Source organism: Paraburkholderia phenoliruptrix (genome assembly GCF_902859825.1).
Taxonomy (GTDB): domain Bacteria; phylum Pseudomonadota; class Gammaproteobacteria; order Burkholderiales; family Burkholderiaceae; genus Paraburkholderia; species Paraburkholderia phenoliruptrix.
In genome coordinates this window covers 91,015-98,386 of the sequence record NZ_CADIKB010000027.1, presented here as the reverse complement: position 1 = coordinate 98,386, position 7,372 = coordinate 91,015, and the positions used below count along the sequence as shown (strand labels likewise).

General features: G+C 62.8%; 8 protein-coding genes. 6 read left to right on the top strand and 2 right to left on the bottom strand.

Annotated elements, in window-relative coordinates; genetic code table 11:
* Positions 1 to 88: 88 nt before the first annotated feature.
* Positions 89 to 361 (top strand): FAD assembly factor SdhE, encoded by a 273-nt coding sequence (locus HV711_RS23250; protein ID WP_006047561.1) that lies wholly within the window; start codon positions 89 to 91, stop codon positions 359 to 361.
* A gap of 72 nt (positions 362 to 433) precedes the next feature.
* Positions 434 to 1,735 (top strand): citrate synthase, encoded by a 1,302-nt coding sequence (gene gltA / locus HV711_RS23245; protein ID WP_013591371.1) that lies wholly within the window; start codon positions 434 to 436, stop codon positions 1,733 to 1,735.
* 141 nt (positions 1,736 to 1,876) lie between these two features.
* Here gltA and HV711_RS23240 read toward each other — a convergent pair whose 3' ends face one another.
* Positions 1,877 to 2,962: a helix-turn-helix domain-containing protein gene (locus HV711_RS23240; RefSeq protein WP_035479015.1), complete on the bottom strand. Its 1,086-nt coding sequence runs from the start codon at positions 2,960 to 2,962 to the stop codon at positions 1,877 to 1,879.
* Between the two features lie 144 nt (positions 2,963 to 3,106).
* Here HV711_RS23240 and HV711_RS23235 point away from each other — a divergent pair, with 144 nt between their 5' ends.
* A complete protein-coding gene (locus HV711_RS23235; protein ID WP_028362166.1) occupies positions 3,107 to 4,357 on the top strand; it encodes a DUF1479 domain-containing protein in 1,251 nt (416 codons plus the stop codon).
* A gap of 64 nt (positions 4,358 to 4,421) precedes the next feature.
* Here HV711_RS23235 and HV711_RS23230 read toward each other — a convergent pair whose 3' ends face one another.
* Positions 4,422 to 4,673: a GlsB/YeaQ/YmgE family stress response membrane protein gene (locus HV711_RS23230; RefSeq protein WP_035479013.1), complete on the bottom strand. Its 252-nt coding sequence runs from the start codon at positions 4,671 to 4,673 to the stop codon at positions 4,422 to 4,424.
* A gap of 370 nt (positions 4,674 to 5,043) precedes the next feature.
* Between HV711_RS23230 and leuC the strand changes: the two genes are divergently transcribed.
* From leuC to leuD, 3 genes are all read left to right on the top strand, one after another.
* Positions 5,044 to 6,453, top strand: coding sequence for a 3-isopropylmalate dehydratase large subunit (gene leuC, locus HV711_RS23225; RefSeq protein WP_035479011.1), 1,410 nt, complete (start codon positions 5,044 to 5,046; stop codon positions 6,451 to 6,453).
* A 5-nt stretch (positions 6,454 to 6,458) separates the two neighbouring features.
* Positions 6,459 to 6,617: an entericidin A/B family lipoprotein gene (locus tag HV711_RS23220; protein ID WP_013342061.1), complete on the top strand. Its 159-nt coding sequence runs from the start codon at positions 6,459 to 6,461 to the stop codon at positions 6,615 to 6,617.
* An 86-nt stretch (positions 6,618 to 6,703) separates the two neighbouring features.
* Positions 6,704 to 7,357: a 3-isopropylmalate dehydratase small subunit gene (gene leuD, locus HV711_RS23215; RefSeq protein ID WP_025601982.1), complete on the top strand. Its 654-nt coding sequence runs from the start codon at positions 6,704 to 6,706 to the stop codon at positions 7,355 to 7,357.
* Positions 7,358 to 7,372: the final 15 nt, after the last annotated feature.

Sequence of the window (7,372 nt, the reverse complement as noted above, 5' to 3'; positions counted from 1 at the left end):
CGTCTAGAATGAATAACCCCATGCTTCGTGTCGTTCGCTGCCCTGAGCGGCAGTGAGCGCGCCGCGAAGCGACCCGGCCAGTATTGACATGAACGATGCCTCGCATCAGTCCGACCCTCTCCGCCGCGCGCGTCTTCGTTGGCGCGCTCGGCGAGGCCTGCTGGAAAACGATCTGATCTTTGAACGTTTCTTCAGCCGATATGAGCATGACCTCAGCGATGCCGATGTGGGCGCACTTACGCGCCTGCTCGAGCTGAGCGATAACGACCTGATGGACTTGCTTCTCGCGCGCAAGGAACCTGAAGGCGAGCTTGCCGACCCGGACGTGATCCGGGTGCTGGAGCTGCTGCGCAACGCTTGAGCGCCGCGAGTGCGTTGTTCCAGGCGTGCAATTATCGAAACCCTGTTTCCATACTTCGATTGAGGATGTGCTATGACCCCGTCAGATGTTAAAGCCACGCTATCGTTCAGCGACAATTCGCCGAGCGTTGAAATGCCGATTTACAAGGGCACTCTCGGCCCGGACGTGATCGACATCCGCAAACTGTACGGCCAGACTGGCAAGTTCACGTACGACCCTGGCTTCATGTCGACGGCGGCGTGCAATTCGGCAATCACCTACATCGACGGCGATAAGGGCGAATTGCTGTACCGCGGCTATGCGATCGACAACCTCGCGGAAAACGCCGACTTCCTCGAAACCTGCTACCTGCTGCTGAAGGGCGAGCTGCCCAACGTGCAGCAGAAGGCCGAGTTCGTGAAGACCGTGACGAACCACACGATGGTGCATGAGCAAATGCACTTCTTCTTCCGCGGTTTCCGCCGCGACGCGCACCCGATGGCGATTCTGGTCGCCGCAGTCGGCGCGCTGTCCGCGTTCTATCACGACTCGCTCGACATCAACAATCCGCGTCACCGTGAAGTGTCGGCGATCCGCATGATCGCCAAGCTGCCGACGCTGGTCGCCATGGCGTACAAATACAGCATCGGCCAGCCGTTTGCGTATCCGCGCAACAACCTGTCGTACAGCGCGAACTTCATGCACATGATGTTCTCGAACCCGTGCGAAGACTACAAGGTCAACGACGTGCTGGTGCGCGCGCTCGACCGCATCCTGATCCTGCACGCCGATCACGAACAGAATGCGTCGACCTCGACCGTGCGTCTCGCCGGTTCGTCGGGCGCGAATCCGTTCGCGTGTATCGCAGCGGGTATCGCGTGCCTGTGGGGCCCGGCGCACGGCGGCGCGAACGAAGCCGCGCTGAACATGCTGGAAGAAATCGGCTCGGTCGACAACATTCCTGAGTTCATCAAGCAGGTGAAGGACAAAAACTCGGGCGTGAAGCTGATGGGCTTCGGCCACCGCGTCTACAAGAACTACGACCCGCGCGCGAAGCTGATGCGCGAAACCTGCCACGAAGTGCTGAACGAACTCGGCCTGCACGACGACCCGCTGTTCAAGCTGGCCATGGCACTGGAAAAGATCGCGCTGGAAGACGAGTACTTCGTGTCGCGCAAGCTGTATCCGAACGTCGACTTCTACTCGGGCATCGTGCAGCGCGCGCTGGGTATCCCGACCTCCATGTTCACGTGTATCTTCGCGATGGCGCGTACGGTCGGCTGGATTGCGCAGTGGAACGAAATGATCGCGGATCCGGAACAGAAGATTGGCCGTCCGCGTCAGCTGTTCATCGGCGACACGCCGCGTGAAGCGAAGCCGATCGCGCAACGCTGATCGGACTGAGGTTCCTCTCGTCTGCAGCAGCGTGTTCGCTGCGGGCTGAGTCGCAACTCGAGGCTTGAAGCACAAACGCCCCAACGGGTACACCGTTGGGGCGTTTGTCTTTGGGCACACAGTACGCACAGGGCGAGCCACTCACGCCGGTGGCGCGCGTCGTGGCCGCCTTGCCGACTTTTGAAGCGACGGCGGCCGCGTCTGCAGATTGTGCGGCGTCGCGGCGGGGTCCTTCGGCGCTCGGCCATGCGTCTCGAAGAAGCGTCGATACGCGCCTGGCGTCATGCCGCGTGCGGACAGAAACTGTCGATTGAAATTGGCGAGGTTCGGAAAGCCGGCCCTCACGGCGATCAGGGCGATGGGCCACGTCGTGTCCGTCAGTTGACGGGTCGCGTAGCCGATCCGCAACCGGCTCAGATAGCGGCCTACGCTCTCGCCCACATGCCGCACGAAGTACCGGTGCAACGAGCGCTCGGACAGGTTGGCCACCTCGCACAGTTCGGCGACGCGCAACGGCTCGTGAAAGCGCCGGTCGAGCAGATCGAGGACGCGGTTCAGACGCTCCGCCTCCGATGCACTGCCGCCAGGCGCCGCGAGCGCGCCGACGGTTTGCCGCCGGGCGGCTGCGGCTTGTGCCGGCTCGGCCACATGGCTGAGACCTGCAGAGCGCACCGAACGGGGCGCCGACACACCGCGATCTTTGGTTGCATTTCGATGCACAGCCGGCGACGCCAACGGTTCCGCGTCGGCTTGCGCGAGTTGCGCCAGCACGTCGAGCACGGCGCCAAGCCGCACGCGCGGCGACGAGTCGAGCAACGCAGCCATGCGCTCGCGCATCAACGCGGCAGCCTCGCTCGAAAACCGCAGCCCCGGCGCGCCGCGCCGCAGCAGCGTGCGCAGCGACGCGAACTCAGGGCAGCAATCCGCGAGACGCCGTGCCCAGTCGCCGCTGAACCACACGACGATCGCCACTTGAGGCGAACGTGCGTCGATCGGCTCAGTCGACGCCCACGTGTGCGGCATGTCCGGCGGCACGAGCACGAGATCGTCGCCGCTGTAGTCCGCAATGTGATCGCCGATAAAGCGGCGGCCGCGGCTGTTCATTGTCAGCGTGAGTTCGTATTCGGGATGGTGGTGCCACTCGAACGGTATCTGCGCGAGCTGCCGATGGTAGACGCGAATCGAGCAGCCGTCGGGAATGGTGACGCGTTCGTATTGAGGTTTCACGGTAGGCAGCCGGCCGCGCGCAGGGGAAGCAGTGAATGTCTGAATTGTATCGGTATCTGGCCGCAAAACATGCGTTGTGATGACCGAACATCTTTAATCTGCAAGAAGGACAGCACCATGCGGACCATTTCAAGGAGACAAACCATGCCGCTCGTCATCGACAATGTTCCCGAGGCGATTCGCAGCACGAAGCGCGCGCTGCGAGCCGCGCTGCCGAACTACAAGCAGGTTTTCGGCGAAGTGGAGGGCGCGATTCGCCAGCAGATCGACGCGATCCACCGCGACCGCGCGCAGGGGCGGGAGGCGATTCCCGTGTTCGACTACGCGTCCATCGCGGCGGGCGGTGTCGATCCGGCGACCATCGCGGGCATTAAAACGCGCGGTGCGTGCGTGGTGCGCGGCGTTTTCGACCGCCAGCAAGCAAGCGACTGGAACGACGAGATCACCGGCTACGTCGAGCGCAACGACCTCGACGCGAAGCTCGCCCACCGCGCGGAAGACAAGTATTTCGGCAATCTGTCGTCGAGCAAGCCGCAGATTTACGGCATCTACTGGTCCAAACCGCAGACGGCCGCGCGCCAGTCCGAGCAACTGACGAACACGCGCGTGTTCCTGAATCGCCTCTGGACGTCGGAAAGCGAGGGCCGGCGGCACTTCGATCCGGAGCGCGTGCCCGTGTACGCGGACCGGATTCGTCGACGGCCGCCGGGTTCAGCGTCGCTCGGTTTATCGCCGCATGTGGACGGCGGTTCGGTCGAGCGCTGGCTCGATCCGAATTTTCAGAAGGTGTACCGGCATGTGCTGGCGGGCAACTGGCGTGCGTATGATCCCTTCGACGCCGCGTATCGTCCGGACGTGCAGGAAATTCCGTCGCCGGCGGTGTGCTCGATGTTCCGCACTTTTCAGGGCTGGACGGCGCTCACGCCGCAAGGCCCTGGCGACGGCACATTGCAATTGATTCCGATCGCAAACGTCATGGCGTACGTCATTCTGCGCGCGCTGCAGGACGACGTGCCCGAGGACGAACTGTGCGGCGCCCAGCCCGCGCGCGCTCTGTCGATCAAGCCCGAGTGGCACGGCCTGTTGCTGGAAGCGGTGGCGCCGATCCCGCTTATGCAGCCGGGCGACGCGGTGTTCTGGCACAGCGACGTCGTGCACTCGGTCGAGGACGCGCACCGCGGCAGCGGCTACAGCAACGTGATGTACATTGCGTCCGCGCCATGGTGCGCGAAAAACGAGGCGTATCTGAAGCGACAGTTGCCGAGCTTTTTGCGCGGCGAAAGCCCGCCCGACTTTCCCGCAGATCACTTCGAGACCGACTTCACCGGTCGCGCGCAGGAAAGCGATTTGACGCTGCTCGGGCGCGCTCAACTCGGGTTCGACCTGTCGCGGTAACCGCGCGAAGGACGAGGCGGCGGATCGACCGCCTCGTCCCCGCAAGCGCGCCAAGGCGCCGCAATCACGTGCGCCGGCGCACCATGCCGTAGATGACCAGCAGCACGATCGCCCCAATCACCGACGCAATCCAGCCCGCCGGCTGGCCCGGCTGATACCAGCCGAGCGCGCGCCCCACATAGCCCGCCACCAGCGACCCGGCTATGCCGAGAATGATGGTCATGATAAGACCCATGCGGTCGTCGCCGGGCTTGAGCGCCCGCGCAATGAGCCCCACGATCAGCCCTACGATCACCGTACCAATGAAGGAAAGCATGCAGACCTCCGAGGAGTGTGAGTGTTGACGTCTTCTTGACTGCTCGCTACCGTTTTCGCCGCGATGCTTTTGGGAGCATACGCGACAGACGCGGGTTCCTGTTGCAAAAGCCGGTTGCAAGAGCCGGTCGCAAGAGCCTGCTATAAAAGCCTGCTGTAAAATCCACGCCCGTTCATGCAGTGCGTGCCTCGTCCGGTCGGGTGCGCCGCCGCTGCAAAGTTGCCGGGTGCCGCCGATACAGGTATCGACACTACCACCCAACCCTCTGTTTTTTATCGTTTTTTTCGATGGCGGGGCAGCCCGCGGTGCGACTTCGCGTGGCATAATCGACCGACACAGTCAGCCCGCAGTCATTACTACCCCGCATACCATGGCACAGACTCTCTACGACAAATTGTGGAACACACATGTGGTTCACACGGAAGAAGACGGCACGACGATTCTTTATATCGACCGTCACCTGCTGCACGAAGTCACGAGCCCTCAGGCGTTCGAAGGCCTGAAGCTGGCTGAGCGTCCGGTGTGGCGTATCAGCGCGAATCTGGCCGTGTCGGATCACAACGTGCCGACCACGGACCGCCGCCACGGCATCGCCGATCCGGTTTCGAAGCTGCAGGTCGACACGCTGGACTCGAATTGCGACGCCTACGGCATCACGCAGTTCAAGATGAACGACCTGCGTCAGGGCATCGTGCATATCATCGGGCCGGAGCAGGGCGCCACGCTGCCGGGCATGACCATTGTTTGCGGCGACTCGCACACGTCCACGCACGGCGCGTTCGGCGCGCTCGCGCACGGCATCGGCACGTCGGAAGTGGAGCACGTGCTTGCCACGCAAACGCTCTTGCAGAAAAAGAGCAAGAACATGCTGGTGAAGGTGGAAGGCCAGCTGCCGCGCGGCTGCACGGCGAAAGACATCGTGCTCGCGATCATCGGCAAGATCGGCACCGCGGGCGGCACTGGCTACGCCATGGAGTTCGGCGGCTCGACTATCCGCGCGCTCTCCATGGAAGGTCGCATGACCGTGTGCAACATGGCGATCGAGGCGGGCGCCCGCGCCGGCATGGTCGCAGTGGACGACACCACCATCGAGTATCTGAAAGGCCGGCCGTTCTCGCCGGAAGGCGCGGAGTGGGACGTCGCGGTCGAGTACTGGAAGCAGTTCAAGTCCGACGAAGGCGCGCATTTCGACCGCGTGGTCGAATTGAACGCGGCGGAAATCGTGCCCCAGGTCACGTGGGGTACGTCGCCGGAAATGGTCACCGCAGTCGACGGCCGCGTGCCCGATCCGGAGCGCGAGAAAGATCCGGTCAAGCGCGACGCGATGGAACGCGCGCTCAAGTACATGGCGCTGGAGCCGAATGCGCCGATCGAGTCGATCAAGCCGGATAAAATCTTTATTGGGTCGTGCACCAACGCGCGCATTGAAGACATTCGCGCCGCGGCCTATGTCGTGAAGAAGCTTGGTCGCCGCGTCGCACCGAACATTCGCCTCGCCATGGTCGTGCCGGGCTCGGGTCTCGTGAAGGCGCAAGCCGAACGCGAAGGCCTCGACAAGGTCTTCACCGAGGCTGGCTTCGAATGGCGCGAGCCGGGCTGCTCGATGTGCCTCGCCATGAACGCCGACCGGCTGGACCCGGGCGAGCGTTGCGCGTCCACGTCGAACCGTAATTTCGAAGGTCGTCAGGGCGCCGGTGGCCGCACCCATCTGGTCAGCCCCGCCATGGCCGCCGCCGCGGCCATCGAAGGGCATTTCGTCGATATTCGCAAGCTGGGATAAATCGCATGATGAACAACATGAATCGCACTACTCTTCTGCGCCGCTTCGCGCTGGGTGCTCTGGCTGGGTTACTGCTCGGTCTCACCGGCTGCAACACGGTGCACGGATTTGGGCAGGACATGTCGCACCTCGGCAATTCGATCAGCAATCACGCTGAGAAATAACCGGTTTTTGATTTTTGCCGGCGGCGCGGCGAGCGGCTTTCATGCCGCCGCGCGCGTCGCCCGGCCCTGAAACAGGCGCAAGCGTCATGGATAAATTCATCGTACACACCGGCGTCGTGGCGCCGCTCGATCGCGAGAACGTCGACACGGACGCGATTATTCCCAAGCAGTTCCTGAAGTCGATCAAGCGCACTGGCTTCGGCCCGAATGCGTTCGACGAGTGGCGTTATCTGGATCACGGCGAGCCGGGTCAGGACAATTCGAAACGTCCGCTGAATCCGGATTTCGTGCTGAACCAGCCGCGCTATCAAGGCGCTTCCGTGCTGCTCGCGCGTAAGAATTTCGGCTGCGGCAGCTCGCGCGAACACGCGCCCTGGGCGCTTCAGCAATACGGCTTTCGCGCGATCATCGCGCCGAGTTTCGCCGACATTTTCTATAACAACTGCTTCAAGAACGGGCTGCTGCCGATCGTGCTGACCGAACAGCAAGTCGATCACCTGTTCAACGAAACGTACGCATTCAACGGCTTCCAGCTGACCATCGACCTGGAAGCGCAAGTGGTGCGCACGTCGGACGGCGCGACCGAGTATCCGTTCGAAGTGGCGGCATTCCGCAAATACTGCCTGCTGAACGGTTTCGACGACATCGGCCTCACGCTGCGTCACGCCGACAAGATCCGCCAGTTCGAAGCCGAGCGCATCGCGAAGCAGCCGTGGCTTGCTCACCGCATCGTCGGCTAAGACTGAAAGTCTCGA